The sequence below is a fragment of the Siccibacter turicensis LMG 23730 genome (assembly GCF_000463155.2).
Taxonomy (GTDB): domain Bacteria; phylum Pseudomonadota; class Gammaproteobacteria; order Enterobacterales; family Enterobacteriaceae; genus Siccibacter; species Siccibacter turicensis.
The window spans coordinates 1-361 of sequence record NZ_AWFZ01000010.1 but is presented as its reverse complement, the minus strand read 5'-3'; the positions used below and the strand labels follow the sequence as shown (position 1 = coordinate 361).

Below are 361 nucleotides of genomic sequence, written 5' to 3'. Positions count from 1 at the left end.
CCCAGATGGGATTAGCTAGTAGGTGGGGTAACGGCTCACCTAGGCGACGATCCCTAGCTGGTCTGAGAGGATGACCAGCCACACTGGAACTGAGACACGGTCCAGACTCCTACGGGAGGCAGCAGTGGGGAATATTGCACAATGGGCGCAAGCCTGATGCAGCCATGCCGCGTGTATGAAGAAGGCCTTCGGGTTGTAAAGTACTTTCAGCGAGGAGGAAGGCGGTAAGGTTAATAACCTTATCGATTGACGTTACTCGCAGAAGAAGCACCGGCTAACTCCGTGCCAGCAGCCGCGGTAATACGGAGGGTGCAAGCGTTAATCGGAATTACTGGGCGTAAAGCGCACGCAGGCGGTCTGT

1 rRNA gene is annotated in these 361 nt (G+C 55.7%); it reads left to right on the top strand.

Going from position 1 to position 361, the window contains the following annotated elements:
- Positions 1-361: ribosomal RNA gene (locus DW58_RS01235) — 16S ribosomal RNA — on the top strand; the annotation flags it as partial.